This is a genomic window from Allobosea sp. P1_A7 (assembly GCF_056406775.1).
Genome location: NZ_JBFTZN010000025.1, coordinates 18,143 through 44,930, shown reverse-complemented (window position 1 = coordinate 44,930; position 26,788 = coordinate 18,143). Strand labels below are relative to the sequence as shown.

27 protein-coding genes are annotated in these 26,788 nt (G+C 66.3%); 16 read left to right on the top strand and 11 right to left on the bottom strand.

The genetic code is table 11. The features are described 5' to 3' along the window. From AC1D34_RS06685 to AC1D34_RS06675, 3 genes are all read left to right on the top strand, one after another. Window positions 1–1,246 (top strand): cation:proton antiporter domain-containing protein (locus AC1D34_RS06685; protein WP_476823809.1); only part of this gene is annotated, 1,246 nt, incomplete at its 5' end. Further along, on the top strand, window positions 1,243–2,598 hold the full coding sequence (locus AC1D34_RS06680; RefSeq protein WP_476823808.1) for an MATE family efflux transporter: 1,356 nt from the start codon (window positions 1,243–1,245) through the stop codon (window positions 2,596–2,598). The genes AC1D34_RS06685 and AC1D34_RS06680, both read left to right, overlap by 4 nt. Before the next feature lie 99 nt (window positions 2,599–2,697). Then, window positions 2,698–3,657 (top strand): DUF937 domain-containing protein, encoded by a 960-nt coding sequence (locus AC1D34_RS06675; protein WP_441488895.1) that lies wholly within the window; start codon window positions 2,698–2,700, stop codon window positions 3,655–3,657. 122 nt (window positions 3,658–3,779) lie between these two features. Here the strand turns inward: AC1D34_RS06675 and AC1D34_RS06670 are convergent, their stop codons facing one another. Both AC1D34_RS06670 and AC1D34_RS06665 read right to left on the bottom strand, forming a co-directional pair. After that, the gene (locus tag AC1D34_RS06670) at window positions 3,780–5,684 is read right to left on the bottom strand and encodes a methyl-accepting chemotaxis protein (RefSeq protein WP_476823807.1); all 1,905 of its coding nucleotides are present in this window, start codon (window positions 5,682–5,684) and stop codon (window positions 3,780–3,782) included. A gap of 224 nt (window positions 5,685–5,908) precedes the next feature. Next, window positions 5,909–6,295 (bottom strand): DUF1127 domain-containing protein, encoded by a 387-nt coding sequence (locus AC1D34_RS06665; protein ID WP_441488893.1) that lies wholly within the window; start codon window positions 6,293–6,295, stop codon window positions 5,909–5,911. A 175-nt stretch (window positions 6,296–6,470) separates the two neighbouring features. On the opposite strand from AC1D34_RS06665, the gene AC1D34_RS06660 reads away from it, so the two are divergent. After that, window positions 6,471–7,352, top strand: a complete 882-nt coding sequence (locus tag AC1D34_RS06660; RefSeq protein ID WP_069877505.1) for a LysR substrate-binding domain-containing protein — start codon at window positions 6,471–6,473, stop codon at window positions 7,350–7,352. Window positions 7,353–7,358: 6 nt separating this feature from the next. On the opposite strand, the gene AC1D34_RS06655 is transcribed toward AC1D34_RS06660, so the two are convergent. The 4 genes from AC1D34_RS06655 to AC1D34_RS06640 all read right to left on the bottom strand — a co-directional run bounded on the left by AC1D34_RS06655 (window position 7,359) and on the right by AC1D34_RS06640 (window position 11,283). Continuing rightward, window positions 7,359–7,535: a Flp family type IVb pilin gene (locus AC1D34_RS06655; RefSeq protein WP_476823806.1), complete on the bottom strand. Its 177-nt coding sequence runs from the start codon at window positions 7,533–7,535 to the stop codon at window positions 7,359–7,361. Window positions 7,536–7,637: 102 nt separating this feature from the next. Then, window positions 7,638–9,017 (bottom strand): glutamate--cysteine ligase, encoded by a 1,380-nt coding sequence (locus tag AC1D34_RS06650; protein ID WP_441488891.1) that lies wholly within the window; start codon window positions 9,015–9,017, stop codon window positions 7,638–7,640. Between the two features lie 192 nt (window positions 9,018–9,209). After that, a complete protein-coding gene (locus tag AC1D34_RS06645; RefSeq protein WP_476823805.1) occupies window positions 9,210–10,382 on the bottom strand; it encodes a carboxylate-amine ligase in 1,173 nt (390 codons plus the stop codon). A gap of 148 nt (window positions 10,383–10,530) precedes the next feature. Beyond that, window positions 10,531–11,283: a 16S rRNA (uracil(1498)-N(3))-methyltransferase gene (locus AC1D34_RS06640; RefSeq protein WP_476823804.1), complete on the bottom strand. Its 753-nt coding sequence runs from the start codon at window positions 11,281–11,283 to the stop codon at window positions 10,531–10,533. 201 nt (window positions 11,284–11,484) lie between these two features. Here AC1D34_RS06640 and AC1D34_RS06635 point away from each other — a divergent pair, with 201 nt between their 5' ends. Next, the gene (locus AC1D34_RS06635; protein ID WP_113518927.1) at window positions 11,485–11,961 is read left to right on the top strand and encodes a hypothetical protein; all 477 of its coding nucleotides are present in this window, start codon (window positions 11,485–11,487) and stop codon (window positions 11,959–11,961) included. Between the two features lie 7 nt (window positions 11,962–11,968). Beyond that, complete coding sequence (gene ubiA, locus AC1D34_RS06630; protein ID WP_476823803.1) at window positions 11,969–12,934, top strand: 4-hydroxybenzoate octaprenyltransferase; 966 nt, start codon at window positions 11,969–11,971, stop codon at window positions 12,932–12,934. Window positions 12,935–13,053: 119 nt separating this feature from the next. On the opposite strand, the gene AC1D34_RS06625 is transcribed toward ubiA, so the two are convergent. Beyond that, complete coding sequence (locus AC1D34_RS06625; protein WP_441488887.1) at window positions 13,054–13,575, bottom strand: DUF6101 family protein; 522 nt, start codon at window positions 13,573–13,575, stop codon at window positions 13,054–13,056. A gap of 246 nt (window positions 13,576–13,821) precedes the next feature. On the opposite strand from AC1D34_RS06625, the gene AC1D34_RS06620 reads away from it, so the two are divergent. The 5 genes from AC1D34_RS06620 to lpxK all read left to right on the top strand — a co-directional run bounded on the left by AC1D34_RS06620 (window position 13,822) and on the right by lpxK (window position 18,125). After that, the gene (locus AC1D34_RS06620; protein WP_441488886.1) at window positions 13,822–14,649 is read left to right on the top strand and encodes a 3'(2'),5'-bisphosphate nucleotidase CysQ; all 828 of its coding nucleotides are present in this window, start codon (window positions 13,822–13,824) and stop codon (window positions 14,647–14,649) included. 109 nt (window positions 14,650–14,758) lie between these two features. Next, complete coding sequence (locus tag AC1D34_RS06615) at window positions 14,759–15,001, top strand: DUF4170 domain-containing protein (protein ID WP_441488885.1); 243 nt, start codon at window positions 14,759–14,761, stop codon at window positions 14,999–15,001. A 39-nt stretch (window positions 15,002–15,040) separates the two neighbouring features. Next, window positions 15,041–15,772, top strand: coding sequence for a lysophospholipid acyltransferase family protein (locus AC1D34_RS06610; RefSeq protein ID WP_441488884.1), 732 nt, complete (start codon window positions 15,041–15,043; stop codon window positions 15,770–15,772). Further along, on the top strand, window positions 15,769–17,073 hold the full coding sequence (locus AC1D34_RS06605; protein WP_476823802.1) for a 3-deoxy-D-manno-octulosonic acid transferase: 1,305 nt from the start codon (window positions 15,769–15,771) through the stop codon (window positions 17,071–17,073). Before AC1D34_RS06610 ends, AC1D34_RS06605 begins: the two co-directional genes overlap by 4 nt. Then, window positions 17,073–18,125: a tetraacyldisaccharide 4'-kinase gene (gene lpxK, locus AC1D34_RS06600; RefSeq protein ID WP_476823801.1), complete on the top strand. Its 1,053-nt coding sequence runs from the start codon at window positions 17,073–17,075 to the stop codon at window positions 18,123–18,125. Before AC1D34_RS06605 ends, lpxK begins: the two co-directional genes overlap by 1 nt. Here lpxK and AC1D34_RS06595 read toward each other — a convergent pair. After that, window positions 18,071–18,292, bottom strand: a complete 222-nt coding sequence (locus AC1D34_RS06595) for a DUF2093 domain-containing protein (RefSeq protein ID WP_113518934.1) — start codon at window positions 18,290–18,292, stop codon at window positions 18,071–18,073. The two genes, lpxK and AC1D34_RS06595, sit on opposite strands and share 55 nt — an antisense overlap. Window positions 18,293–18,391: 99 nt before the next feature. On the opposite strand from AC1D34_RS06595, the gene AC1D34_RS06590 reads away from it, so the two are divergent. Beyond that, window positions 18,392–19,213, top strand: coding sequence for a dienelactone hydrolase family protein (locus AC1D34_RS06590; protein ID WP_441506424.1), 822 nt, complete (start codon window positions 18,392–18,394; stop codon window positions 19,211–19,213). A 21-nt stretch (window positions 19,214–19,234) separates the two neighbouring features. Here the strand turns inward: AC1D34_RS06590 and xseA are convergent, their stop codons facing one another. Beyond that, on the bottom strand, window positions 19,235–20,764 hold the full coding sequence (xseA, locus tag AC1D34_RS06585) for an exodeoxyribonuclease VII large subunit (RefSeq protein WP_476823800.1): 1,530 nt from the start codon (window positions 20,762–20,764) through the stop codon (window positions 19,235–19,237). Between the two features lie 92 nt (window positions 20,765–20,856). On the opposite strand from xseA, the gene purD reads away from it, so the two are divergent. From purD to AC1D34_RS06570, 3 genes are all read left to right on the top strand, one after another. Continuing rightward, on the top strand, window positions 20,857–22,137 hold the full coding sequence (gene purD, locus AC1D34_RS06580) for a phosphoribosylamine--glycine ligase (protein WP_441506132.1): 1,281 nt from the start codon (window positions 20,857–20,859) through the stop codon (window positions 22,135–22,137). Window positions 22,138–22,213: 76 nt separating this feature from the next. Continuing rightward, window positions 22,214–23,128 carry an alpha/beta fold hydrolase gene (locus AC1D34_RS06575; protein ID WP_441488878.1) on the top strand — a complete coding sequence of 305 codons (915 nt, stop codon included), beginning with the start codon at window positions 22,214–22,216 and terminating at the stop codon, window positions 23,126–23,128. 27 nt (window positions 23,129–23,155) lie between these two features. Beyond that, window positions 23,156–24,025: a patatin-like phospholipase family protein gene (locus AC1D34_RS06570; RefSeq protein WP_476823799.1), complete on the top strand. Its 870-nt coding sequence runs from the start codon at window positions 23,156–23,158 to the stop codon at window positions 24,023–24,025. Here AC1D34_RS06570 and AC1D34_RS06565 read toward each other — a convergent pair. After that, a complete protein-coding gene (locus AC1D34_RS06565) occupies window positions 23,988–24,731 on the bottom strand; it encodes an ArsR/SmtB family transcription factor (protein ID WP_476823798.1) in 744 nt (247 codons plus the stop codon). The genes AC1D34_RS06570 and AC1D34_RS06565 overlap by 38 nt on opposite strands. A gap of 106 nt (window positions 24,732–24,837) precedes the next feature. On the opposite strand from AC1D34_RS06565, the gene AC1D34_RS06560 reads away from it, so the two are divergent. Beyond that, window positions 24,838–25,581, top strand: a complete 744-nt coding sequence (locus AC1D34_RS06560; RefSeq protein WP_441488875.1) for a sulfite exporter TauE/SafE family protein — start codon at window positions 24,838–24,840, stop codon at window positions 25,579–25,581. Window positions 25,582–25,632: 51 nt separating this feature from the next. On the opposite strand, the gene AC1D34_RS06555 is transcribed toward AC1D34_RS06560, so the two are convergent. After that, window positions 25,633–26,787 carry an oxidoreductase gene (locus tag AC1D34_RS06555; RefSeq protein ID WP_476823797.1) on the bottom strand — a complete coding sequence of 385 codons (1,155 nt, stop codon included), beginning with the start codon at window positions 26,785–26,787 and terminating at the stop codon, window positions 25,633–25,635. Window position 26,788: the final 1 nt, after the last annotated feature.

Below are 26,788 nucleotides of genomic sequence, written 5' to 3'. Positions count from 1 at the left end.
CTACCTGCTCAATCCGTTCTTCCGGATCCTCGCCAGCACCGGCGCGAAGGACGTGATGACCGCGGCCGCGCTGCTGATCGTGCTCGGTGCCGCGATGCTGATGGAGCGGGTCGGCCTCTCCATGGCCATGGGCGCCTTCCTCGCCGGAGTGCTGCTGGCGGACTCGCATTTCCGGCACGAGCTCGAAGCCGATATCGAGCCGTTCCGCGGCGTGCTGCTCGGCCTGTTCTTCATGGCGGTCGGCATGTCGCTCGACCTCCAGCTCGTTTTCGAAAACGCCCTGCTGCTGGCGCTTGCAGCGCCATTGCTGGTCGCCTTCAAGATCGTCGTCGCGGCAACGATCCTGCGCGTCTCCTGCTCGTCGAGAACCGAAGCCATACGGGCTGGTGCCCTGCTCTCGCCGGCCGGCGAATTCGCCTTCGTTCTCCTGCCGCTCGGTGCTGCGCTCGGGCTACTCAACAGCCAGCAGGCGGCCCTGGCGACATCTCTCGCCGCACTCTCGATGCTGATCGGACCGGTTGCCGCCAAGCTGATCGACCTCTGGCTGACCCGGAGCGCCGCCCCGGCGGAAACCATGGAAGAGGATTTCGAAGGTGCCGGCGGCTCCGTTATGGTCATCGGGTTCGGCCGGTTCGGGCAGGTGGTGACCCAGGCGCTGCTGCTGCAGCACATCCCGGTGACGATCATCGACTCCAATGTCGAGCGCATCCGTTCGGCGTCCAAGTTCGGCTTCCGCATCTATTACGGCGACGGCACGAGACTGGACGTGCTGCGCGCGGCGGGCGCCGGGAAAGCCAAGATCATCTGCATCTGCATCGACAATCGCGAAGCGGCCTTGCGGATCGTCGAGATGGCGAGGGCCGAATTTCCCTCCGCACGGCTGCATGTGCGGGCCTATGACCGTGTCCATGCGATCGAGCTGATGAAGGCCGATGTCGACTTCCAGATGCGCGAAACCTTCGAGTCGGCCCTCGGCTTCGGGCGGGTGACGCTCGAAAGCCTCGGCCTCAGCTATGACGAGGCCAGTCTGGTCATCGACAGCGTCCGTGACCGCGACGCCCAGCGCATGGAGATCCAGTATCACGAGGGCATCGCCGCCGGCATCCAGAAGGTGCCGCGCGTCTCGCCGGAACCGCTGGTTCAGCCGAAGGCCAAGTCCAAGGCACTCACCGAGGAGACGCGCGAGGTCATCGAGGATGGCGGCGCTGAAGTCGCGGTCGGCGGCGTCGGAGAACCGGAATTGTGAACGCACCCGTCAACCCCAACCAGGCCGTCTTCGTCAGCGGCTCGACCTTTCGCCATGTCGCGGTGATGACCGCGACCGGAGCGGTCGGGCTGATGGCGATCTTCGTCGTCGACCTGCTCTCGCTGCTCTACGTCTCCTGGCTCGGCCGGCCGGCGGCGACTGCTGGCGTCGGCTTCGCGACGATCGTGCTGTTCCTGACGGTCTCGATCAATATCGGCTTCATGATCGCGGTCTCCGCGCTGACCTCCCGCACGCTTGGATCCGGAGACCGCAAGGGCGCGCGCCGGATTGCGGGCTCCGCCATGACCTTGATGGCGCTTGCCGCAATCGCGCTCACGCTGCTAGCGTTGCCTTGCCTGYCCTGGCTCCTGAGGCATCTTGGGGCGCATGGCGAGGCCTATGACGTCGCCCTCTCATTCCTTTGGATCGCCCTGCCCTCCAATCTTCTGATGGCGCTGGGCATCGGATTTTCGGGCGTACTGCGCGCCATCGGAGATGCCCGGCGCGCCATGTTCGTGACGCTCGGGGGCGGGCTCGCAACTGCAGTGCTCGATCCGCTCTTCATCTTTGGCTTTGCACTCGGCACAGACGGCGCCGCCTGGGCGACCGTGCTGTCACGTGTCATTTTTGCCTTTGTCGGCTTCCGTGGCGCGGTGAAGATCCACGATATGGTCGGCATGCCCAACCGGCAGGCGCTGCTGGCCGACACGCCGCGCACGCTCGCGATCGCCGGCCCGGCGATCCTGACCAATCTCTCGACGCCGATCGCAAACGCAGTCTTCGCCAGCATCTTCGCGCGCTTCGGAGATGGCGCGATCGCGGCAATGGCGATCATGGATCGGTTGGTGCCGGTGGCCTTTGGCGTGATCTTTGCGCTATCGGGCGCAGTCGGGCCGATCCTTGGCCAGAACTGGGGAGCCGGCCGTTTCGACCGCATGCGCCGCGCGCTCAGCGATTCCGTGATCTTCGCCGTGGCCTGCGTCTGCGTTGCCTGGCTCGCGCTCCTCCTGCTGCGCGGCCCGATCGTCGCCGTATTCCATGCCAGCGGCCTGACCGCAGAGCTGGTGATGTTCTTCTGCCTAATCTCCGGGCCGATGTGGATCTTCGTCGCGATACTCTTCGTCGCCAATGCCGCGTTCAACAATCTCGGCATGCCGATCCTGTCGACCCTCTTCAGCTGGGGGCGCGCAACGCTCGGGACGATGCCGATGGCCTGGGTCGGCGCCTATTATGCGGGGCCGAAGGGGGCGATGGTCGGCACCGCGCTCGGGGCTGTGGCGTTCGGCCTCGTCGCGCTGGTCTTTGCCTATCGCGGCATCACGCGCCTGGAGCGCCAGCCCAGGGGCGCGTGAGCATCCAGCATCGCGGCGGCCTCGCTTGCCTGCCCGCCCCGCCCTGCTATCGTTCGGGGTGCAGGCGGCGGCAGACCGCGACGAAGACGGAGAGGCGCCATGATGAACCTGTTCGAGATGATGCAATCTGCCCAGAACGGGCAGGCCATGCAGAATCTGGCTCGGCAATACGGGCTCAGCCAACAGCAGACGCAGAGCGCGCTCGACGCCTTGCTGCCGGCCTTCACCATGGGACTGCAGCGCCAGACGCAGGACCCCCGCGCTTTCGGCAATCTCGCCCAGATGATGACGGCCTCGCCCTTCGGCTCGCTCTATGACGCCGATGGCGATGGCATTCCCGACAACGCCGCGATGATGGGCAACAACGTCCTCAACCAGCTCTTCGGCTCGAAGGACGTCAGCAACGCGCTGGCCGCCCAGGCTGCGGCGACCAGCGGCGTCGGCCAGGCGGTTCTGAAACAGATGCTGCCGGTCATCGCCTCCATGATCATGGGCGGGTTGTTCAAGTCGACCAGCAATCAGGGGCTCGGCGGCATCTTCGGGCAATTCGCGGAGATGATGCAGGGCAGGATGCCGGGCCAGCAGCCCGCGCCCCAAACCCAACCGCAAACGCCGGGGAGCTCGCTCGACGCGATTCTCGGGAGCCTGTTCGGGCAGGCGGCTGGTGCCCCTCCGACACAAGGTGGCGGTCCCTTTGGCGGCGGTCCGCTCGGAGGTGGTCCTCTGGGCGGGGCAAGGCCAGGCGAACCGGCCGGGGCCGACCCGATGGGCGGGCTTCTCGGCCAGATCCTGACCGGGATGCTTGGCGGTGCAGCGGCTCAGCCCCAGGCGGCGCCGCCCCCGTCACAACCGCGTGGCCAGGCCACCAGGCCCACGGCAGAGCCTGAGCTTGAGCCGGAACCGGACCAGCCGGCGCCRTCGGGCGAAGCCGGGCCGGGGTCGATCGGCCTCGACGCGCTGAACCAGATGTTCGAGCATGGTCGCCAGGTGCAGGACGACCATCAGAACGCGCTGAAGTCGATTCTGGACGCGATGCTCGGCGGCGGGCAGCGTCGCTAAATCATCGGACCGGATATCGTATCCGGCCTGATGACTTAACCTTTTGTCTTTGCATCGGCTTTGCCGAAAACCGCAATCCACTTTTCGGGCCGATGCTTTAGGCACTCATCGCCCTGTCCCGATCAGGCGCTGCGCCGCTGCGACCATTCGATCTCGGCGCCACGGCCTTCGGACATGGCCGCAGCGATCGCCCGGAGATCGGCGACATTGTCGCGCGTGCGGAAGCTCGAGACGAGATCGTTGAGGCGCCGGATCTGATCGCCGAGTGCGCTGGCAGAGGCTGCGCTCTGTTCGGCCAGTGCGGCGTTCTGCTGTGTCATCTCGTCCATATGCGCGACCGACTGACTCATCTCGTCGATTCCATTGGCCTGCTCGGCCGAGGCCGCGGAGATTTCGGATACGGTCGCGGAGACTTTTCGCGATGCGGCCACGATCTGATCGAGCGCTTCACCGGCAGAGCGGACGAGCCCGACGCCCTGGGCCACCTCCGCTCCCGATTCCGAGATCAGCGCGCTGATACCCTTGGCGGCCTCGCCCGAGCGCTGCGCCAGCGTGCGGACCTCCGAGGCGACCACGGCAAAGCCCCTGCCGGCATCGCCCGCCCGCGCCGCTTCGACCGCCGCATTCAAGGCGAGCAGATTGGTCTGAAAGGCGATCTCGTCGATGACCGAGGTGATGTCGGAGATCTTTCGTGAGGCCGTCTCGATGCGTGCCATTGCAGCGACCGCATCATGGACGATTGCACCGCCCCGTTGCGCCACGCTCATCGCCTCATCGGCCAGCGAGACGGCCTGCTTCGATGCCTGCGCAGAGGCCTTGACCGAGGCGGCAAGCTCTTCCGTGGTTGCCGCAGTCTCCTCCAGCGAGGACGCCTGTTCCTCGGTGCGCTTCGAGAGATCGTCTGCGCCCATATTGATCTCGCGCGCCGCGTTGCCGACATCGGCCGCAGTCGCCTGGATGGTGGTGATCGTCATCGAGAGATGCTCCACCGCCGTATTGAAATCGTCGCGCAGCTTCTCATAGGCAGCGGTAACCTCCGCATCGATGCGATGGCTGAGATCGCTCTTCGAGAGCAGGTCGAGGCCCTCTGCCAGCAGCCCCATGACCAGCCCCTGCTCCCGCGCGAGTTGCTCCTGCTGCTTTGCCTGCTCGGCCCGCTCGGTCTCGATCTGCCGGCGCTGCTGCTCGGAAAGGTCTCGTCCCTCGGCGCTCTCCGCCTCGAGACGCTGCACGGCAAGGCCGTTTTCCTTGAAGACCTGAACCGCACGCGCCATCGCGCCGATCTCGTCCTTGCGCGCCTGGCCCTGAACTTCGACCGCGTAATCGCCCCTGGCGAGATCATCCATGCCCGATCTCAGCGCTTCCAGCGGCCTGGTGATCGAAAACCGGGTCAGCAAGGCAGCACCGCCCAGGCCAAGCAGGATGCCCAGGGCTGAGAGGCCCAGAATGACGATGCTCAGTTCGCTGGCCTCGGCATCGAGCGTTTCCGAGGTCGCCTGGGTTTCCGTCTTGATTGCTTCGTTGAGTTTGCCTGCGGCGGTGACGATCTCGCCAATTGTGCGATCGAGCTGGGACATGACCGACAACGCGGCCAGATCCTCGTCCTTCGCGGCCTGGGCGACGATATCGTCGATCTGCGGTTTGAGCGCGGAGAGTGCCCGGCCCATGGCGTCGAACTCGGCAGCCTTCTGCGGGAAGCTGATCTTGGCCTCGATCAGCTGGAACTGCGCACGGTCATAGGCCTTGCACACATCCTCGATGCTGGTCGCGTTCTGCTTCATGAATTCGGGATAGGCGATCGCCTTGTAGAGATCGCGCACGATGTCGGTCATGGCGCGGGTGGTCCGGCCCGAATCGAGGATCGCCGTCGCATTGTGCGAGATCAGATCGGAATATGCCTTCTGGATCCGCGCATATTCGCGGCCGGCATAGACGGCAGTTGCAACGCTGATCAATCCGAGAACGATCAGCGGGATCGCGATCTTGGTCCTGAGACGCAGATCCTGAAAGCGCAGAGAAATCCGCATACCGACACCCACCCCCCCGAGAAGCATCGAACCGGGCATCGCCGCGGCATGTCGGGAACGTTCGGCGGGAATGCTGAAAAATAGGTTACGAATGCCGATTAGGGCCAAATTGCAGGCGAAATGGCTTCAAATCCCGCTTCCGCCATGCCCGGCGAGAGCTTAGAAAGGAAAAACGGACGGAAGCACGAAGCTCCCGCCCGCAAGAAACGCGCAGTGCCAAGGGGTCAGGCGCTGCACGCAACCGTCGAATTCGAACCGGCCGCGACCGGACGCGGCGTGAGAGGCTTGGCGACAGCATTCTTCACCTGAGCCTGTCGAACGCCCTCTTCGCGCCGGAGCGAGGCGACGCCGGCTCGCGCGCTGGAGCGGGCGGCGAGAGCCGCCGAAGGGTCCTTCAGCCAGGATACGGTCAGCGCGCCGTCGATATCGGAGCGGACGAGACCGATATCCTTGAGGCCGCGCTCGTCGAGTTCGGAGAGCCTCAGCACCTCACGGCGGTGAATCAGAGCGCGCGTCAAGGCTTTCACGCCAACATAACCGCCGGCGACAACACGCGTGACGCCGGTGGCGACGAACGAGAGCGACTTCGGAACGAATGTCAGGATCAGCATGGCGACCTCCTTCAGGGGTCTGGCGGCAAAACGAGCATTTTCCGGCCCGGCTGGAGCGCACCGACGACACGGACTGGAGAATGTCTGGAGGATAGCTTTGCGCTGGCCATCAGCCAAACGAATGGTTATGATGCTTCACAGCACGGATATTGATGATCCATCGTGGGGGTGCTCCATGGCGCATGTTCTCGACGCCGACCAGCTCAAGACCTTTGTCGCCATTGCCGATACGGGCTCGTTCACTCGCGCGGCGGAGATCGTCTACAAGACGCAATCCGCCGTCTCGATGCAGATGAAGCGCCTTGAGGAACGGGTCGGGCGCCCGCTCTTCGGCCGCGACGGACGCCACGCCAAGCTGACGGAAGATGGTGAGCGCCTGCTGGATTACGCGCGCCGCATCGTGCGCCTCAATCTCGAATGCGTGGCGAGCTTCGCCGATGCAGACCTCAAGGGGCGCATCCGCCTCGGCGTCCCCGACGACTATGCCGACCGCTATCTACCCGAGATCCTGGCTCGCTTTGCTCATTCCAACCCGCGCGCCGAGGTGACGGTCGTCTGCGAGCCGACTCCGATGCTGGCCGAGCGCATCGGCACCGGTGATATCGACCTTGCCATCATCACCCATGTCGAAGGCCGCGGTCAGGGCGAGATCATCCGGATCGAGCCACTGCTCTGGGTCACCTCTGCGCGCCATACCGTCCATGAGGAGGACCCGCTCCCGCTCGCGCTCGGCCGTCCGACCTGCAATTGGCGGCAGGCTGCGGTCGAAGCGCTGGAGAAGAAGGGGCGCCGCTTCCGCGTGCTCTATGCGAGCTGGAATTCGACTGCGGTCGGTGCAGCCGTGGTCGCCGGCCTCGCCGTCTCTGTGCTGCCGGAGAGCGCGATCAGGCCCGGTATGCGCATACTCGGCCCCAGCGAGGGCTATGCAACCCTGCCGTCCTGCAAGATCGGGCTATTGCGCACGCGCTTCGACCCGTCGGTGCTCTCCAATGCCCTGGCGGAGCACATCATCCAGAGCCTCGACAACCTCGCGAGCTTCAAGACGGCGGCGGAGTAGCGGCGATCAGGGATTGAAGCCGGCCTGGATCGATTGGAAGAAGCCGGTCACCGATTGGCCGATCTGGGTCGCCCAGACGATGATCGTCATGGAGATCAGGCCAGCTACGAGCCCATACTCGATCGCCGTCGCGCCGCGATTGTCGCGGGCAAAGCGGAGAAGAAGGGTGAGCAATCGTTCCATGGCCGGATGCTCGCTCCGAAGCTTCGGAGAAAGCGTTAACGCCCGATGGCAAATGCCGCGAACCGCCGACCTTGCCTGGGAATTCCCTGGCTGATCGGCCGTTTAGATGAGCAAATCCTTAAAGACCGGCTCGACACGCTCGTTCCATTCCCCGCGATACCGGTCGGCAAGGTCCTGAGCCAGGCTGCGGCCGCTCTCGGCAATCGCGAGAACAGGATCAAGGAAACGCGTCTCGTCCTCGCCCTTGCCGTTCAGGCGGGCGCGGCGCGCGAGACCAGCGCGCGACAATTCCAGAACCTGTTGCGCAATCTCACGCGCGCTGCGGCCGGCGACTGTGGCAGAGAGCCCCGCCGCAGGCACTGCGTCGCGCAGGCCCTGACGCTCCTCGGTGCTCCAGCCTTTGACCAGGTCCCAGGCGGCGTCGAGCGCGACCTGATCATAGAGCAATCCGACCCAGAAGGCGGGCAACGCGTTCAGCAAGGCGGGCGGCCCGGCATCGGCGCCCCGCATTTCCAGAAAGCGCTTCAGCCGGACCTCGGGGAACAATGTCGACAGGTGGTTGGCCCAATCGGACATGGTCGCGTGCTCGCCCGGAAGCTGCGGCAACCGGCCGGCGAGCAGATCGCGGAAGGAGGCGCCCGTCACGTCGTGGTAGACCGGCCCGCGTTTGACGAAATACATCGGCACGTCGAGCGCCCAGTCGACATAGCCCTCGTAGGACATGCCCTCATCGAACACGAAGGGCAGCATGCCCGAACGGGCATTGTCGGTATCGAGCCAGATTTCGGAACGGACCGACTGGAAGCCGTTGAGCTTGCCCTCGGTGAAGGGCGAAGAAGCGAAGAGCGCGGTTGCGATCGGCTGCAGGGCAATCGAAACCCTGAGCTTCTTCACCATGTCCGCCTCGTCGGCGAAATCGAGGTTCACCTGCACGGTGCAGGTCCGGAACATCATGTCGAGGCCGCGYGTGCCGACCTTCGGCATGTAGTTGGCCATGATCCGGTAGCGGCCCTTCGGCATGACCGGGGTCTGCTCCCGCGTCCAGAGCGGCGAGTGGCCCAGCGCCAGGAAGCCGATATCGTGAGGCTCGGCGACCGCTTTCACATCGGCAAGATGCGCGGCGAGCTCCGCCGCCGTTTCATGCAGCGTTTCGACCGGCGCGCCGGAGAGTTCGAACTGGCCACCGGGTTCAAGCGAGATCGCCCCGCCACCTTCGGGCCCGGCCAAGCCAATGATATGGCCATCGTCAATGATCGGCTCCCAGCCGAGCCGCTGCTGCATGCCTTCGAGCAGGTGCCGGATACCGCCCGCGGCCCCGCGCCCCTCGTACGGCACGGCGCCGATATCCGCGCGGTAGAACGGGAACTTCTCGTGCTCGGTGCCGATCCGGAAGGCGGAGCGAGGCTTCTCGCCTGCCGCAATCCAGCCGATCAGCTCGGACTTCGACGCGATCGGGGTGGAATCGGACACATCGCGAGCCATGGGCGCTCCGGCAGGACGAAAGGGTGGCCGACATCTCGCACGCACCGGACGGCACGGGCGAGGCAAGCCCAGGAAGCGTCAGACATATGCGACCGCCGAACGGAGGACAACGACCTCCGTCCCGCGTTCGTGGAAGGAGATTGCTTGCGCAAATGCACAACGCACATGCCGGCATCCGGCATCCGCTTGCGTTCAGGCCACACCGCGCAGGGGCTGGCTTATGTCCTGCAGCCGGCTTGCACCATCGTTTCGTGTCTCTGACGCCAGCCAGTCGATGACTGAGGCCAGGCCTCCCGCGTCGCCCCCGGTGCGCGCGCGGGCCTCCTCGAAGATGGCGAGCTGTCGATCCGCGCTGGTGCCCTGAGCTGCAATCGTCCGGCACTCGCCAAGTTCGGCGGCGCAGCCGAGCGCCGCGGCATCGCCCGAAAGCTGATCGATCAGTTCGTCGACAAGGCTCGGAACCGAGCGCATCCCCTTGCTTTCCGGGCAGACCAATTCGCCATGGATCCCATAGCGCTGGGCCCGCCAGACATTCTCCCCTGCGATGGCGCGCGCGGCCGCGGTCAGATTCGCGTTGAGCCCGGGATTCCTGCAGAGATGGCGAATAAGGCACCGATAGAGCGCGGCGATGGCCAGCGTATCGTCCAGGCGCGTGCAGCTGTCGGCGATGCGCAATTCCAGCGTCGGATGCTTCTCTGAAGGGCGAATCGCCCACCAGATATAGCTGGCATCCTTGATCGCCCCGGCCGCGACCAGGGTATCGACATAGGCGCGGTAGTCGGCGGGTTCGAGGAAGAGCTCCGGCAGGCCGGTGCGCGGTAGTTCCGCGTAGGCGGATAATCTGTAGCCCATCAGGCCGGTGCGCCGCCCCTGCCAAAACGGCGACGACGTCGACAGCGCGAGAAACACCGGGAGGAACGGCATGATCCGCCCCATCAGCCGGATGCGCTGATCTTCGTCCGGCACCTCGACATGGATATGGAGCCCACAGAGCTGGTTCCGGCTGCCGAGCATCTGGAGTTCGCGCATCAGCCTGTCATAGCGAGCCGCCTCGGTGGCGCGCTGGCGCGACCAGGACGCGCTGGGATGCGTGCCGCAGGCGAGCAGGAGCATGTCATGCGCCAGCCCGATGCTCGCAAGGCCGGTCCGCAGCGTCGCCAGCGATTTGCGCGCCTCTCCCATCGTCTCGCAGACCGGTGTCGCCACCTCGATCTGGGACTGCAGCATCTCCCGTTGGACTTCGCTCGGAAACGCATCATGCACGGCATCGAGGAATGCCGGCGAGATCTTCCGGACGATGCCACGTGTCGTGAAATCGGACAGGAAATACTCTTCTTCGATACCGAAGCGGCAGGCTTGGCTCATCTCATCATCCTCGCGGGTCGTCGAATCACGGGAGCAGACCCTCGCGCGCAAAACCGGCCCTGAATGAGCCGGTTCGATGGCACCGCGACGAATGTGGATCTTCCTCCCCAACGACCAACGCGAAATTCGGCGCGTCGTTCCCGCGCGCTCAGCCCGATCTCGAGACCCAGTCGCCCAATGTCGCCTGGACCAGGGCAAGCGCCGCGACCGCCGCCGTATCGGCGCGCAGGATGCGCGGGCCGAGCGAGATACGGATTGTCTTGGGGCGTGACAGCACTCGCCGGCGCTCCTCGTCGTCAAAGCCACCTTCGGGACCAATCAGCAGGGCGAGCGGCGCCGGCGGGGCTTCCGCCAGCGCGCTCAGGGGACTCGCCGCGGCCATGTCCTCGTCGCAGAAGATCAGCAGGCGCTCGGGCTCGAGAGCGGCCAGCGCCGCATCGAGCGGCTGCTCGGAACGAATTTCCGGCAAGGCCAGGATGCCGCATTGCTCGGCAGCCTCGATGGCATTGGCCCTGAGGCGTTCGAGGTTCAACCGCGAGACCTGCGTGCGTCGGGTGAGCACCGGCTGCAGCACGCCGGCCCCCATCTCCACGGCCTTCTGAGCCATGTAATCGAGCCGCGCATGTTTCAGCGGCGCAAAGAGATAATGCAGGTCCGGCACGGGGGTCTGGTGCCGCAGCTGCCGCAGCGGGCGCAGGCTCGCCTGCTTCCGCCCTTCCGGAACGATCTCGGCAAGCCATTCGCCGTCGCGCCCGTTGAAGACGAGAACGCCGTCGCCATCGCGCAGGCGCAGGACGTTGAGAAGGTAATTGGCCTGCTCCCGCTCGAGAGGAACGAGCGCATCCTGTGCCAACGTGGAATCGAGATAGAGCCGATGTTTCGGCAGGTCTGGCATCGGCATAGGCGCAAACAGTCTCCCTCTTGCGACAGCAGCCGATCTTGCGATGCCATTGCGGCGGGAAAGTCGCCACATTCTTCGTCTAATCGCAAGAGTCGGTGACAGAATTCAGTTCAATGTCGCCTGACGCTTGGCGAGACCGCCCCTCTGCTGATATGGAGTGCGCGGTTCCAGGAACCCTCATCGATTGGGAGCAGGACTATTATGCGGCGATACGTGGCCTCGGGGTTGATTGCGACGCTCGGCTTGGCAGCGGCGACATTCCTCCACGTCAGCCCGGCGAGCGCTCAGGCCTCGGGCTGCGAACAGCTTCAAAAGCTCCTGCAGGAGCGGCAGTCGATCGTCGCGCGGTTGAACTCCGCGTCCAAGGCCAAGCGCAAGCTGACGCCGGCGGAGGCCTGCGGAACACTCGGCAGCCTCGTCAACAACGGCAACGCCACCCTCAAATTCGCAACCGCCAATCAGGACTGGTGCCAGATTCCGCCGACCTTCGTGGACGGCATGAAGGCCGACAATGAGAAGGCAGCCGGCTTCCGCAATCAGGCCTGCAATGCGGTGAAGCAGCAGGCGGCCATGCAGCGCAAGGCGCAGCAGCAGGCCCAGCAACAGGGCAACAATCCGTTCGGCGGCGGCGATTCTCTGACCGGCGGCCCGATGCGGGTGCCGCAGGGCGCGCTCTGATCTCGCCATGGTCCTGGCCTCGAAGCCAGCCGACATGCCCCTGGTTGATGCGCCCCTTCCCGACGCCCTGAAAGGTCATTGGGTCGATACAAGGGCGCCGGTCTGGCTGCGCCCTTATCTCAAGCTTGCCCGCATCGACCRGCCAATCGGCTGGTGGCTGCTGCTGCTTCCGTGCTGGTGGGCCGCAGGGCTTGCAGCCATCGCGAGCGGCAGCGCGTTTCCCAATCTCTGGCACGGCCTGCTTTTCATGGTTGGCGCCATCGTGATGCGAGCCGCCGGCTCGACCTTCAACGATATCGTCGACCGAAAGCTCGATGCTCAGGTGGCACGAACGCGCGGACGCCCGTTGCCCTCCGGGCAGATCACAACCAGGTCCGCCGCGCTCTTCATGGTCGCGCTGTCATTGGTCGGACTGCTGATCCTCGTCCAATTCAATCGCTTCACGATCGTGCTCGGCATCGCCTCGCTGGCGATCGTCGCGATCTATCCCTTCATGAAGCGCATCACCAACATGCCGCAATTCGTGCTGGGCCTCGCCTTCTCATGGGGCGGGCTCCTGGGCTGGAGCGCCGTGTTCGGGCAGCTCGACCCACCGGCCTACCTGATCTACGCGGCCGCGATCGTCTGGACGATCGGCTACGACACCATCTACGCCATGCAGGATATCGAGGATGATGTCATTGCCGGCATCAAGTCGAGTGCCCGCTATTTCGGGGCCTGGACGCGCGAGGCGGTCGGGTTTTGCTTCACGCTCTCTGTCGCGCTCGCTGGCGTGGCGACCTGGAGCGCGGGCGGTGGCGCCATGGCCTGGATTGGACTTGCGGCCTTCGCCGCGCATCTCGCCTGGCAGGTTTCCCGGATCCAGGGCGCGACCTCTCCGGTCGCGCTGGGCCTGTTCCGCTCCAACCGCAACGCCGGCCTCCTGCTGGCCGGCGGCTACGCACTCGATGCGTTGAGCCGCTCTTTCCTGTGAAATGAAGACCCAAGGCAGCGGCCCGAAGAGCGGTTTGCGTTCTTCGGGGAAAGCCGATGCCGACATGGAAAGATTAGATCATGGACGGGATGCGATATGCGGTCCCCTGATCTAACCGCTCAATCCGTCAGCCGCTCGCCGGAGACGATGACCGGCCGCGCTGGAAGCTGCGCGGTCTTGCGCCGTGTCAGGAAGCGTGGGCGGCGGCCATTGAGAAAGGCGTGCCGACGGCGGATGCGGATCGGCCCCAGTGCCAGCCGGCCGAGCTGAGGAAAGGGCTCGGTGATCACGCCATCGACGGATTCGAGCAACAGCGGCAAACCGCTGCTGCGACCACAGTCGCGCCAGTGTGCCACGGCATCTTCGGCATCGAAGACCGCGACACTGATCGCACGGCCATCGCCGGCCGTCAGAGCGAGTTCCAGACGTTCATCTTCGCCGGACGGATTGGCCAGCCGCAGGGCAATGCCGCGCCAACCGGGGTTTCCGCGCAAGATCCTCACCGAGGCGATGCGCTCGATGCGGGGCGCCTCGACCTGCACCGGCATCGGATTGCGCGCGACTATGCTGCTATGGTTCGGGCAGCCGAGAAGGTTCGGCGCAAAGCCGACCTCCCCGGCAGCCGGCGTGACGCTGGCCATCGGTTTTACGCCTCTCATGTCCCTGCTGCGCGGAGCCCTCTGTGAAGTCCGGGGCTCTCGTGCTTGCAGGGTGGAGAGTGGACCGCAGCCCTATCCGAGCGCTTAAGAGCTTCGGTTAAAGGAATGTGTTGCGGTCATTTGGGCGTCTAAATCGGCCGCTATCCGGCGTGATGCTTGACGGAATCTTTCGCAACTSCGCTGCTTTTTCACCTTGAAACCGCAGCAGGGAGGCTCGATAGGGAGCGCATGACTTCGCAAACGCTGCCTGTCGCCCCGGATCTTCTGCCTCACGTCCGGGAAAGCTGCATCGAGGCGGGTGCGCTGGCACTCGAACTGTTCCGCCCCGGAGCCAAGACCGCGGCCCGGACATGGTCGAAGAGCGGCGGCTCGCCCGTCACCGAAGCCGACATCGCCGTCGACACCTTCCTGCGGATCAGACTCTCGGAATTGCTGCCGGATGCCGCATGGCTATCGGAAGAGACCGCCGACGACGCGCAGCGGCTGTCGCGCCGTCTCGTCTGGGTCGTCGACCCCATCGATGGAACGCGCGCGTTCATGTCGGGCTCGCCGGACTGGGCGGTTTGCGTCGCCCTCCTTGCTGATGGCGCTCCGGTGACCGGCGTCGTGCATGCGCCCGCCTGCGGCGCAACCTATACGGCCCGACGGCACGAGGGGGCCTACTGCAACGACCGGCCGATCGCGACGACCCGCCTGACCAAGCTCGGAGGCGCTCGCATTGCGGGGCCGAAGCCGATGCTCGACGCCCTGGCGCGGATCGAGACGTTCGACGCTGCCGAGAAGATCCCTTCGCTCGCACTCAGGCTGGCACGGATAGCGGACGGCACGATCGATGCCGGGCTGGTCTCCCCTGATGCGCGGGACTGGGACCTTGCCGCCGCGCATCTCGTGCTGGACGAAGCCGGCGGCCAGCTCAGCGACGGGAGCGGCAACCCCGTCGTTTACAACCGCGAGGTACCGATCCACGGCATGCTTGTTGCTAGTGGCGCAAGCCTCGCGGAGCCGCTGCTTGCTGCAATGCAGCGCCTGCGCGAGACCCCGCCGCAGAGCGCATGAAGGCCAGCAGGCTCGGACAAATTCGACCTCGCTCAATCGGCACTCGCACCGCTCGCGCGGATAGCTTATCTGGTGCCGCGGCAGAGCCTCATTCCCGCTGGAGAGACCAATGAACGCGGACACCGACCAGAAGCAGCTTCTTCATCTCGTCTTCGGCGGCGAGCTGAGCTCCCTTGACGGCATCACCTTCAAGGACCTGTCGAAGCTCGACATCGTCGGCATCTACCCGAACTATGCGAGCGCCCATGCGGCCTGGAAGGCCAAGGCACAGGCGACCGTCGACCAGGCCCAGATGCGCTACTTCGTCGTGCACCTGCATCGCCTGCTCGATCCCGAAACCGCGAAGTCCTGAGCTGCGGGACAGGCATTCAGCGGTTCGGAAGCGGAGTTCATGGGCTTTTCCATCCTCAAGACGCGTGTGGCGCAAGAGACGCTCGGCCGGCTGCTGGCCGGCTATCTCAAACTCGTCCGCCGCACCAGCCGAACCGTTGTCGAACCGGCCGACATCTATGATCATATCCGGCCGGAGCTGCCGCTGATCATCGCGATGTGGCACGGCCAGCACATCATGATCCCCTTCGCACGGCCGGATTGGATGCCCGCCTGCTCGCTGGTTTCCCGCCACGGCGATGGCGGATTCAACGCCGTGGCGCTGCGCGAACTCGGCATCGGCGCCATTCGCGGCTCAGGGGCGCTCGGCCGCAAGGTCCGCGAGAAGGGTGGTGCGAGCGCGTTCCTTGCCATGGTTCGACGCCTGGCCGCCGGCGACACCATGGTGCTCACGGCCGACATTCCCAAGCGCGCCCGCGTCGCGGGGCCCGGCATCATCGCGCTGGCCAAGGCATCGGGTCGCCCGGTCCATCCCGTTGCCGTGGTGACGAGCCGGCGCGTCGACTTCAACAGCTGGGACCGCGCCTCGATCGGCCTGCCCTTCGGCCGCTGCGCGATCGTGGTCGGCGATCCGATCCGGATCGCGCGCGATGCCGACGAGGCCACGAGCGAAGCCGCCCGTCTCGCGCTCCAGGCCGGGCTCGACGCGGTCCATGCCCGCGCCTATGAGCTGGTCGGTTCCCGCGACCCCGGCGCGGGGCTCCGCGCTGCAACAGGAGCCAAAGCGGCATGAGCGGCAAGGGCCCCTTCCTCAGAGCCTACCGCATGGCGACTGCGCTGTTCGAGCCGGCCGCTGCAGGCCTGCTGGTCTGGCGCCGTCGCCGCGGCAAGGAAGATCCGACACGCTTCGCCGAGCGCCGCGGCTATCCCGGCGTCCAACGGCCCGACCAGACGCTGATCTGGCTGCATGGCGCCAGCGTCGGCGAGACGGTGACGCTGCTCCCCCTGATCGAGCGCCTGCAGCGGCGCGGGCTGGCCGTTCTCGTGACCTCCGGCACCGTGACCTCGGCGCGCCTGCTTGCAGCGCGTTTGCCAGCCGGCGCCATCCACCAGTACCTGCCGCTTGACGTGCCGCGCTACATGCGCCGCTTCCTGGACTATTGGCAGCCGGCCATGGGCCTGATCTGCGAATCCGAAATCTGGCCCAATATGGTGATCGAGGCACGCAAGCGGGATATTCCGCTCGTGCTGGTCAATGCCCGGATGTCGGAGCGCTCCTTCAAGCGCTGGTACAGGGCGCCCAGAACCTCACGCTACCTGCTCTCCAGCTTCGATTCCTGCCTTGCCCAGTCGCAGGGCGACGGTGAGCGTCTTGCCCAGCTCGGCGCGCCACGTGTCAGCATCGCCGGCAATCTGAAATTCGATGTCGCGGCTCCCCCGGCCGACCCGAACACGCTCGCGATTCTCGATGGGCTGACGGCCGGCCGGCCGATCTGGATCGCCGCCAGCACGCATCCGGGCGAGGAGGAGCAGATCCTGTCGGCCCATCTCGGCATCAAGCCGCATGTGCCGAAGCTGCTCACGATCATCGCTCCGCGGCACCCTCAGCGCGGCCAGGAGATCGAGGATCTCGCCCGGGCCAACGGTGTCGCCGTCGCGCGGCGCGCGGCTGGAGAGATGCCGGACCCCGATATCGAGCTCTATATCGCCGACACGGTCAACGAGCTCGGCCTCTTCTATCGGCTCTCGCAAGTGGCCTTCCTTGGCGGTTCGCTCGTGCCGATGATCGGCGGACATAATCCGATCGAGCCCGCCAAGCTCGGCTGCGCCCTGGTGCACGGGCCGTATGTCCACAACAACGCCGAGATCTTCGCCGCCTTCGATCAAGGCGGCGGTGCGCGTGAAGTTCCCGATGTGCAGGCGCTCGCAGGCGCGGTGCATCGCTGGCTCAGCGCCCCGGCAGCCGCACGGCAGGCCGCGCGCGCGGCGGGGCAAACCAGCAAGCAGCTCGGCGGCGCACTGAGCCGCACGGAACAGGCCATCGAACCGCTCTTGATGCGCGTCGCTCTGGGCCAGCGCGAGATCGACAGCTGATGCGCGCACCAGCGTTCTGGTGGCAGCATCGGCCGAGCCTTCTTGCCCGGCTGCTGCAACCGATCGGCTCTCTCTACGGCGCGCTCACCGCGCGCCGCATGCGCCAGACCGGTACGGATGCAGGCATCCCGGTGATCTGCGTCGGGAATTTCATCGCTGGCGGTGCCGGCAAGACGCCAACGGCGATCGCCCTCGCCGCGCTTGCGACCGCCCGCGGAGAAACGCCCTTCGTCCTGATGCGGGGCTATGGCGGGCGGCTCGCCGGGCCTGTCGAAGTGGACAGGCGTCACCATGATGCCAACGGCGTCGGGGATGAGGCCGTGCTGATGGCCTCTGCCGCCCGCACCGTGGTAGCCCGCGATCGACCGGCCGGAGCCGCCTTCGCGAAAGCGTTCGGCGCAAGCCTGATCATCATGGATGATGGGCTGCAGAACCCCTCGCTCACCAAACAGCTGCGGTTGGCCGTCGTCGATGGCGCGAGCGGGATCGGCAACGGCCTATGCCTGCCAGCCGGCCCGTTGCGGGCGCCGCTGGCTGAGCAGTTGGCGATGACCGATGCGATCCTGGTGATCGGCCCGGGCGAGGCAGGGGACAGGGTCGCCGCCGCGGCCCAGGAGGCCGGCAAGCCGGTTCTGCGCGGGCGGCTTGCGCTGTCGGCCGGGATTGCCGACAGACTTCGTGGTCAGGCCGTCCTGGCCGTCTCAGGGATCGGGCGGCCGGAGAAATTCAGCACGACCCTGCGCGAGGCCGGCGCCGAGATTCGCGCCGAACATGCCTTCGGCGATCACCACGCCTACACGGCCGAGGACGTGGCCAAGATCATCCGCGAGGCAGCTGCGCAGGATTGCCTGGTGGCGACCACCGAAAAGGACATGACAAAGCTCGCTGCACTCTGGCCGTTTGCGGAGCAGCACCGCCTGCTGGCGGTCCCGGTCTCGCTCGTCTTCGATGAACCGAGCGAGATCACGCACCTGCTCGATGGCGTGAAGGCGGGCTCTCAGGCACGCCCGGCGCGGCGCAGCCGCAACAGCACCGCCTCCGGAGAGACATAGGCTTCCTGCCACTCGACCGACCAGTAACGCAGATCGTCGAGCTTGATCGGGGCGCCGGTCACGGCGCAGCGCACGAAGGCGCCGGGGCGCACCACGCGGAATTCGCCGTGACCATAGTCGACGGCAGCTTCGGGTCCCGGCACGGGAGGACGCTCGCTGATGTTCATCTGTAAGATCGAAAACCGTTGCTCAGGGAATGAATTATCCGATAACTCGGAGCTGTGATAGCGTTCCTGCCGATGATGTCCAGTCTCGTCCGACACGTCATGGCCCTTACAGGCCTCGCGCTGCTTTGGTGCGCGCCCGCGTCTGCGGGCGGCTATGAGCGCGTTCGCATCCCGGTCGAGGAAGGACAGCTGGACGGTGTGCTGTACCGCCCGAACGGTCCAGGGCCATTCCCGGCCGTGGTCGCCCTGCATGGTTGCGGCGGCCTGTGGCGCGACAATGGCAAATTGTCCGCCCGGCATTCGGACTGGGGCGAGCGGCTGGCCGCCGCTGGCTACGTCGTGCTGATGCCGGACAGCTACGGCTCGCGCAGGCTCGGTTCACAATGCGGCGTCAAGGAACTGACGGTTCGGGCGAGCCGTGAGCGCGTCGCCGACGCGGCAGCATCACGGCAATGGCTGCAGGCTCGCGATGATGTGCGCGACAAGGAAATCTCCCTGCTCGGCTGGTCCGGTGGCGGCTCCACCGTCCTGACCGCGATCCGCAAGGACAGGCGCCCGGCCGACGGCCAACCCGATTTCGCACGCGCCATCGCCTTCTATCCGGGCTGCCGCTTCCAATCGGAGTCCGCGAGCTTTTCGGCCAGGCTGCCGACCCTCATCCTGATGGGCGATGCGGACGACTGGACGCCGCCAGCGCCCTGCGACCATCTCGCCAAAGCGGCACGGGCGCGCGGCGAAGCCATCGAACTCGTGCTTTATCCCGGCGCGCTGCATGATTTCGATCACCCTCGCCTCGAGGTGAAGGAGCGCAGCGACGTGGCCTATTCCGCGACCGGAACCGGCAAGGTCACGGTGGGGACACATCCTGAAGCCCGCGATGACGCGATCAAACGCGTCAAGAGCTTCCTGATGGGGCGTTGAGCGACCCCGTACCGCGCTCAGCTAGAAGAGGTCGCCCTGCCCGCTGCGCGGAACGTCCCGGCGCGGCGCACGAGCTGGCCGTGGCGACAGCCCTTCCCCGCCCGCGGTGACGGTGACATCGAAGCTGCCGTCGCTGACCTGAACGCTGAGCGCCAGGCCGGGCTTTGCCTGCTCCACGCCGCGAACGAGCGCTCCCGATCCATCGCGCACCAGCGCGTAGCCGCGCGCCAGAACAGCCTGGGGCCCCAGCGAGCGAACCAGGCTCCAGGCCGATTCAAGCCTGTCGCGACGGCGCCCCAAACCCTGGACAAAGGCGCGGCTTGCCCTCAGCGACAGCTCGTCGCTGCGCTCATGCGCCCGTTGGAGGCGCAGCCGTTCCGCCCTCAGCAAGGCGTCACGCCCGGCCCGCAAGCGGCTTGAGAGCCCATCAAGCCTTGCCACATAGGTCGCGAGCCGGACCGACGGAGATTGCCGCACGAGCCTCTGCGACAAAGCTGCAAGCCGTTGCTCGTAAGCCCGCGCGTTGCGCGCCAATGCCGGTGCAAGACGCGCCGCGGCCAGATCGAGCCGCTGCCGCGGGCCGGAAAGGACAGCCTCCGGCCCCGGCAAGGCCCGCGCAAGCGCACGCAGATCGCTGCGACGGCGATCCGAGAGACGGCGCATCGCCCCCGCCTGCCGACGGGAGAGATCGGCGATCAGCGCCATCAGATCGGCGCGGACCGGCACGACCTTCTCGGCGGCGCCGGTCGGAGTCGGCGCACGCAGGTCGGCGGCGTGGTCGATCAGGGTCCAGTCGGTTTCGTGGCCGACTGCCGAGACGAGCGGGATCAGCGAGGCGGCAGCGGCGCGCACCACGACCTCCTCGTTGAAGCCCATCAGATCCTCGAGCGAACCGCCACCGCGCGCGACGATGATCACGTCGGGGCGCGGGATTCGTCCGCCTTCCGGCAATGCGTTGAAACCGGCAATGGCGGCCGCCACCTCGGCCGCACTGGTCTCGCCCTGGACGCGGACCGGCCAGACCAGGACATGGCGAGGAAAGCGGTCCTCGAGACGGTGCAGGATGTCGCGGATGACAGCACCGGTCGGCGAGGTCACCACGCCGACGACGCGCGGCAGATAGGGAATGAGCTGCTTGCGCCCCTCGTCGAACAGGCCTTCGGCAGCGAGCCTCTTGCGACGCTCCTCAAGCAACGCCATCAGCGCGCCGACACCGGCCGGCTCGAGCGAATCGATGACGATCTGGTAGCTCGATTTGCCGGGGAAGGTGGTGATCTTGCCGGTGGCGATGACCTCCAGCCCTTCCTGAGGCCGTGTCTTCAACCGCCCGAAGACGCCCTTCCAGATCACCGCGTCGATCTTGGCGTTCTGGTCCTTCAGCGAGAAATAGACATGGCCCGAGGCGACCGGGCCGCGATAGCCCGAAATCTCGCCACGCACCCTGACAAAGCCGAAGGCGTCCTCCAGCGTACGTTTGAGCGCACCAGACAGGTCGGAAACCGACCATTCCGGCGCATTGGAGGGCTTGGTGTCGGGCGATTCGATATCCATTGCGCGACCATAACGGTCGCAGCGACGGAGCAGAAGCGTTGCCCCGCGCCGCTGCGAAGGCTATTGCGCGCGGAGCAAGCGGAGACGGCGCGATGAACATCCTTCTGATCGGTTCCGGCGGACGCGAACATGCGCTCGCCTGGGCGATATCCGGCTCGCCGCTCTGCGACCGGCTCCTTGTCGCACCCGGCAATCCCGGCACCGCGCAATGCGGCGAGAACGTCGCGCTCGACATCGCCGATCACGCCGCAGTCGTCGCCTTCTGCAAGCGGGAGAAGGTCGACCTCGTCGTGGTCGGGCCGGAAGGGCCGCTCGTCGCCGGCATCGCCGATGATCTCGTCGCGGCCGGCATCAAGACCTTCGGCCCCTCGAAGACGGCAGCCCAGCTCGAGGGCTCGAAAGGCTTCACCAAGGAACTCTGTGCCGAGTTCAACATCCCGACGGCCGCCTTCGGACGCTTCGGGGATGCAGCATCGGCCAAGGCCTATGTCAGGGCTCAGGGCGCGCCGATCGTGATCAAGGCCGACGGGCTCGCCGCCGGCAAGGGCGTGGTGATGGCACAGACCCTCGACGAGGCCGATGCCGCCATCGAGATGATGTTCTCGGGCGGCTTCGGCGCAGCAGGCGCCGAGGTGGTGATCGAGGAATGGATGATCGGCGAGGAGGCGAGTTTCTTCGCACTCTGCGACGGCAGCCATGCCCTGCCGCTTGCCTCGGCCCAGGACCATAAGCGCGTCGGCGACGGCGATACCGGCCCGAATACCGGCGGCATGGGCGCCTATTCGCCCGCCCCGGTGATGACCAAGGCCCTGGAAGACCGGGTCATGGCAGAGATCATCGCACCAACGCTCGCCGGAATGCAGAAGCGCGGCGCGCCATTCAAGGGCGTGCTTTTCGCCGGATTGATGATCACGGCGCAGGGGCCGAAGCTGATCGAGTACAATGTCCGCTTCGGCGACCCGGAATGCGAGGTGCTGATGCCGCGCCTGAAGAGCGATATCGTGCCGGCCTTCCTCGCCGCCTGCGACGGTGTGCTCAGCTCGTTCGACCTGCGCTGGCTGGACGAAGCCGCGCTGACCGTCGTTCTGGCGGCGCGGGGTTATCCCGCCACGCCTGAGAAGGGCAGCATCATTCGCGGCATCGAGAAGGCCGAGGCTATGGACAATGTCCTCGTCTTCCATGCCGGGACGAAGCAGTCCGGGACCGACATCGTTGCCGATGGTGGTCGCGTGCTCAATGTCGTTGGCCTCGGCAAGACTGTCAGCGAGGCCCAGCAACGCGCCTATGCCGCCGTCGACGCGATCGACTGGCCGGAGGGGTTCTGCCGCCGCGACATTGGATGGCAGGCGGTCAAGCGGGAGCAGGAAGGCTGAACATCCGCGCTCGTCGAGGGTTAGGATTTCAGCCAGACTGATATCAGGCCAGCGGTTACGCCAGGAGCGCTCCTCCATGAGCAATCTCGATTCACTCTTTCCCGGCTTCACGGCCCATTGGGTCGACGGGCCTGTCGGCAAGATCTTTGCGCGTTCCGGCGGTGAAGGGCCGCCGCTCGTGCTCATCCACGGTTTCCCGCAGACCCACGCCGAATGGCACAAGATCGCGCCCGAACTGGCGAAGACCCATCGCGTCGTCTGCTTGGACCTGCGCGGCTATGGCTGGTCGGCGGCTCCCCATGGCGATGGCGGCAAGGAGACCTACACCAAGCGCGCCATGGGCGAGGACGTCGTCGCCGTCATGGAAGCGCTCGGCCATATCCGCTTTGCCGTGATCGGCCATGACCGCGGCGCGCGTGTCGCCTATCGCCTCGCCCTCGACCATCCCGGCAGGGTCGAGCGGCTCGCCGTGCTCGACATCCTGCCGACGCTCTCGATGTGGGACGGCATGGACGCCGCCCGGGCCATGCAGGTTTATCACTGGACCTTCCTGGCCCAGCCCGAACCCGTGCCGGAAAACCTGATCAAGGCCAATCCCCAGGCCTGGCTCGATCATACGATCGCGAGCTGGACACGGGCCAAGGCGCTCGACGTATTCAACCCGCTCGCGCTCCGATCCTATGGGGAATCATTCGACGACCCGCATCGCATCCATGCGGCCTGCGAGGACTATCGCGCCGGCGCCACCACGGATCTCGCCCAGGATAGGGCCGATCTCGCGGCGGGAAAGACTATCCTCTGCCCGGTGCTGGCACTCTGGGGCGAAGCCGGAATACCGGCCAAGGGCGAAAGCCCGCTCGCGATCTGGCGCTCGACCTTCGCGCCCAAGGCCGAGGGGAAAGCGATCGTCAGCGGCCATTTCCTGCCGGAGGAAAACCCTGCAGCAACGCTGGAGGCCTTGAAGCCGTTCCTTGCTGGCTCGGTTGCCTGAGCAGGGTTCAGGCCGCAGCATCGCACCATGCCAAGCTCCACGACGCCTGCCGAGCAACGATCCGACAGCGCCGAGCCCAGGCTCGCGCTCGTGCTTGGGGCCGGAGGGGCACGGGGCCTGAGCCATATCGYGGTACTGGAGGCGCTGGACGAACTCGGCGTGAGGCCCGGCCTCATCGTCGGTTGCTCGATCGGGGCGATCATCGGCGCGGCCTATGCGGCCGGCCTCTCTGGCAGCGAGCTGCGGGAGCATGTGTCACTGACATTCCGTGACCGGGCCAAGGTGATCGCGCGGCTGCTCGACGCCCGCGTCGGCAAATTCACCGATCTCATGCGCGGGCTCGGCAATCCCGTGCTGATCGACGGCGAGCGGCTGCTCGACCTGTTCTGGCCGCAAGCCGTGCCCGACCGGTTCGAGGAGCTCAGATTTCCCTTCGCCGCGATTGCGACCGACTACCATCTCCATGCAGAGGTCTCGTTGACGAGCGGGCCGCTGACGCCGGCCGTCGCCGCCTCGCTGGCTATTCCGGGTCTCGTACGCCCGGTGGTGCTCGGCGGCYGTGTGCTGATCGATGGCGGAGCGATCAACCCCCTGCCCTATGACAGGTTGCTGGCGCCGGGGCGCATCGTCATGGCGGTCGACACCAGCGCACCGGCAACGATCAGCGACACGCGCGTGCCCGAGCCGCTCGAAGCGATGGTCGGCGTATCGCAGATCCTGACGCGCACCATCGTGCAGCGCATGATCGAGCGCCACCCGCCAGATATCCTGATCAGGGCCGGCATCGACGGCTATGGCGGGCTCGACTTCTTCCGAGCGCAAGCCATCCTCGACGCCTCCGAGCCGCTCAAGGACGAGGTCAAGCGAAGGCTGTCTCAGGCACTCCGGCAGGGCTGAGCGCGTCCGGTTCGTCGCAGCGAAAACCCGGCAATACCGAGATCAACGCGTCACGCCCCTCATCGGTCAGGATCACGGCACGACTGTCCTTCTTGCGCAGGACCCAGCCCGTCTCGAAGCAGCGGCATGCGAGGGCTGCGGCTAGGCTTCCCGCCAAATGCGGACGGCGCTCGCTCCAGTCGAGGCATGGGCGCAACGACGCGCGCCGGCTCCTGGCCGCCTGAGCGATGTCGATGCCGAGCGCCGCGAAAACGCCTTCCCCCGACGTCGCCAGGCCGTAGCCGCCATCGGCAACCGTCAGGTGCCCGCCCGCGACCAGCGCATCATGCAGGCCGATGCCGAGGCGCCCGGCGAAATGATCGTAGCAGGTGCGGGCCCGGCTGAGGTCGGCGCCGACCCGGGACGGCAAGCGGCGACTGGAGGGCTGGCTTCCGGCGAGGACCATCAGCCCTTCGAGCGCCGTCGCGACCTCAGGCCCGGCGAGCCTGTAATAGCGGTGGCGCCCCTGGACGGCGACCGCGAGCAGGCCGCCCGCCATCAGGCGGGCGAGATGGCCGCTCGCCGTCTGCGGCGCGACGCCGGCAATATAGGCGAGTTCCTTGGCGGTCAGCGCGCGCCCGTCCATCAGGGCGTGCAGCATGTTGGCGCGGGCTGGATCCCCCATCAGATGGGCGATCTCGGCGAGATAGGGGCCATGCGTGCTCATGCAGCCATCTTGCTCCCTTGCTCAGCCGAGGCAACCTGGAACAGTACGGTCCCCACCGTAGCGTTCGGGCGCGACAGTCCGCATCGACACTGCCACAAACAGCCTCATGGAAAACGCAGATCTCATCCTCTTCATCGCCGCCACCTTTCTTCTGGCCGGCTTCGTCAAGGGCGTCATAGGGCTCGGCCTCCCGACCATCGCAGTCGGCATCCTCGGCGTGGTGATGGCACCGGCGCAGGCCGCGGCGTTGCTCGTCGTGCCCAATATCGTCACCAACAGCTGGCAGGTCGCAACCGGCCCGGGGCTGAAGGCGATCATGATCAGGCTCTGGCCGATGCTTGCCGGCATCTGCGCGGGGACATGGGCGGGCGCCGGGTTGCTGCAACAGAGCAAGGGCGGCTCGGCCACCTTCTGGCTCGGCTGTGCGCTGGTGCTCTATGCACTGGTCGGGCTGAAGGCGGCGAAGCTGCGCGTCCCTTCCAGTGCTGAGGGTTGGCTCGGCCCCGTCATCGGCATCACGACGGGCATCGCCACCGCTGCGACCGGTGTCTTCGTATTGCCGGCCGTGCCCTATCTGCAGGCGCTCGGCCTGGACAAGGACGAGCTGGTGCAGGCGCTGGGCGTCTCCTTCATCATTTCGACGCTGGCCTTGTCGGTCGGCCTGATCGGAGCAGGCGCCCTGGATGTCGGCGTGGCGCAATCCTCGCTGCTGGCGCTGCTGCCTGCGCTTGCCGGCATGTCGGTCGGCCAGGCGATCCGCACGCGCATCTCCGCGGCCACCTTCAAGCTCAGCTTCTTCGCGGGGCTGCTGATGCTGGGATGCTATCTGGTGATCAGGACGCTCGCCTGAACGTCCTGCCAGCACCTTGGGGGTACGGCGCCAATTCGTTTGGGCGCGCCCTCAGCTTGCAATGTCGAGCAGCGCTGAACGGCGCCGTTCGGCGTTCGCCAGATCCGCGATCAGCGACAGGATGCATTTGTCGAACGGCTCCAGCGCCCGCCCCTCGCGGAAACGCGTCGGCCAGTCGGCATGGGTCAGCGCGCCACGCCCGAGCGACACGAAGTCCGCCTCGTCGCCCTCGATCATGGCCGCAGCGCGTTGCGGATCGTGCAGCGACCCATTCGCCAGAACCGGAAGCCGGGCATGCATCCGCGCCAAGGCCGCCAGACTTGGCCCGGTATCGCCGAAGGCCGGGCGCCACCCCTCGAATTCGGTCGTATGGATGTAGTCGAGGGGAAGCGTGCCCAATGCGCTGAACACCACCTCCGCTTCGCGGACACCTCCGACCCATTTGTGGAGGAAGTCATTCACCTTGGCCTGCGAGATTCGCATGCCGACGACATGATCCGTTCCCACGGCCGAGCGAACGGCTTCGGCAACTTCGACGAGGAGCTGAAGGCGGCCCGCAATGCTCCCTCCATAGCGATCCTCGCGCCGATTGATGCCCTCGGTCAGGAACTGGTCGAGGAGGTAGCCGTTGGCTCCGTGGATCTCGACACCGTCGAAGCCAGCCTCCCTCGCGAGCGCGGCCGCGCTGGCAAAGCCTGCCACCGCTTCACCGAGATCCGCCTCCGACATCGCACGAGGAATACGGTAGGGGCCATTGCCGCGATAGAACGCCATTTGCTCGCCCTTGGGACGCAGGGCGGAAGGGCCGATGCTATGGTCCCGATGGATGTTGCCTTGCGCCAGGGCCCCAGCGTGCATCAACTGCGCAACGATCCGCCCGCCTGCTTCGTGAACAGTGCTGACGACCTGTCGCCACGCCTCGACCTGTTCGGCATCAGCGAGGCCGGGCTGGTACTGGTAGCCCTGTGAGAATGCCTTGTCGGTGTAGATGCCCTCCGTCACGATCAGGCCGAAGCCGCCTTCCGCGAATGAACGGTAATAGGCGGCCATACCTTCGGTGGCACGGCCATCGACGGTTGCACTCACGCGCGTCATGGGCGCAACGACAAGCCGGTTGGATAGAGCGAGCCTGCCGATCCGGACGGGGGAGAAGAGACTCTCCTCCGCCCTCTGGCGAGGCAGGCCGGAAGCGGGGTTGCCAGTCATC

Bases quoted from the DNA above. Each gene is read 5' to 3' on its own strand.
- AC1D34_RS06615 (WP_441488885.1), top strand. From the start codon at position 14,759: ATGAACGCGGACACCGACCAGAAGCAGCTTCTTCATCTCGTCTTCGGC.
- lpxK (WP_476823801.1), top strand. From the start codon at position 17,073: ATGCGCGCACCAGCGTTCTGGTGGCAGCATCGGCCGAGCCTTCTTGCC.
- AC1D34_RS06645 (WP_476823805.1), bottom strand. From the start codon at position 10,382: ATGAGCCAAGCCTGCCGCTTCGGTATCGAAGAAGAGTATTTCCTGTCC.
- AC1D34_RS06595 (WP_113518934.1), bottom strand. From the start codon at position 18,292: ATGAACATCAGCGAGCGTCCTCCCGTGCCGGGACCCGAAGCTGCCGTC.
- AC1D34_RS06635 (WP_113518927.1), top strand. From the start codon at position 11,485: ATGCGGCGATACGTGGCCTCGGGGTTGATTGCGACGCTCGGCTTGGCA.
- AC1D34_RS06665 (WP_441488893.1), bottom strand. From the start codon at position 6,295: ATGCTGATCCTGACATTCGTTCCGAAGTCGCTCTCGTTCGTCGCCACC.
- AC1D34_RS06610 (WP_441488884.1), top strand. From the start codon at position 15,041: ATGGGCTTTTCCATCCTCAAGACGCGTGTGGCGCAAGAGACGCTCGGC.
- AC1D34_RS06655 (WP_476823806.1), bottom strand. From the start codon at position 7,535: ATGGAACGATTGCTCACCCTTCTTCTCCGCTTTGCCCGCGACAATCGC.
- AC1D34_RS06590 (WP_441506424.1), top strand. From the start codon at position 18,392: ATGGCCCTTACAGGCCTCGCGCTGCTTTGGTGCGCGCCCGCGTCTGCG.
- AC1D34_RS06555 (WP_476823797.1), bottom strand. From the start codon at position 26,787: ATGACTGGCAACCCCGCTTCCGGCCTGCCTCGCCAGAGGGCGGAGGAG.
- AC1D34_RS06620 (WP_441488886.1), top strand. From the start codon at position 13,822: ATGACTTCGCAAACGCTGCCTGTCGCCCCGGATCTTCTGCCTCACGTC.
- AC1D34_RS06605 (WP_476823802.1), top strand. From the start codon at position 15,769: ATGAGCGGCAAGGGCCCCTTCCTCAGAGCCTACCGCATGGCGACTGCG.
- AC1D34_RS06560 (WP_441488875.1), top strand. From the start codon at position 24,838: ATGGAAAACGCAGATCTCATCCTCTTCATCGCCGCCACCTTTCTTCTG.
- AC1D34_RS06660 (WP_069877505.1), top strand. From the start codon at position 6,471: ATGGCGCATGTTCTCGACGCCGACCAGCTCAAGACCTTTGTCGCCATT.
- xseA (WP_476823800.1), bottom strand. From the start codon at position 20,764: ATGGATATCGAATCGCCCGACACCAAGCCCTCCAATGCGCCGGAATGG.
- AC1D34_RS06565 (WP_476823798.1), bottom strand. From the start codon at position 24,731: ATGAGCACGCATGGCCCCTATCTCGCCGAGATCGCCCATCTGATGGGG.
- AC1D34_RS06670 (WP_476823807.1), bottom strand. From the start codon at position 5,684: ATGCGGATTTCTCTGCGCTTTCAGGATCTGCGTCTCAGGACCAAGATC.
- AC1D34_RS06640 (WP_476823804.1), bottom strand. From the start codon at position 11,283: ATGCCGATGCCAGACCTGCCGAAACATCGGCTCTATCTCGATTCCACG.
- AC1D34_RS06575 (WP_441488878.1), top strand. From the start codon at position 22,214: ATGAGCAATCTCGATTCACTCTTTCCCGGCTTCACGGCCCATTGGGTC.
- AC1D34_RS06625 (WP_441488887.1), bottom strand. From the start codon at position 13,575: ATGGCCAGCGTCACGCCGGCTGCCGGGGAGGTCGGCTTTGCGCCGAAC.
- purD (WP_441506132.1), top strand. From the start codon at position 20,857: ATGAACATCCTTCTGATCGGTTCCGGCGGACGCGAACATGCGCTCGCC.